This is a genomic window from Citrobacter sp. Cpo012, from assembly GCF_030333015.1.
In the GTDB taxonomy this organism is placed as follows: domain Bacteria; phylum Pseudomonadota; class Gammaproteobacteria; order Enterobacterales; family Enterobacteriaceae; genus Citrobacter; species Citrobacter portucalensis.
Window position 1 is genome coordinate 1 of sequence record NZ_JAOWGR010000021.1, and the last position, 256, is coordinate 256.

Consider the following 256-nt stretch of genomic DNA (forward strand, 5'->3'; position numbering starts at 1 on the left):
AGTGCTCACACAGATTGTCTGATGAAAAGTAAATAGCAAGGCGTCTTGCGATTGAGACTTCAGTGTCCCCTTCGTCTAGAGGCCCAGGACACCGCCCTTTCACGGCGGTAACAGGGGTTCGAATCCCCTAGGGGACGCCACTTGCTGGTATGTGTGAGTGAAAGTCGCCGACCGAAGTATCTCAAAACTGACTTACGAGTCACGTTTGAGATATTTGCTCTTTAAAAATCTGGATCAAGCTGAAAATTGAAACGAC

At 48.0% G+C, this 256-nt stretch carries 1 tRNA gene; it reads left to right on the forward strand.

The window, feature by feature from the left end:
- Positions 1-64: 64 nt before the first annotated feature.
- A tRNA-Glu gene (locus OGX90_RS01180) sits at positions 65-140 on the forward strand.
- The last annotated feature ends 116 nt before the right edge of the window (positions 141-256 follow it).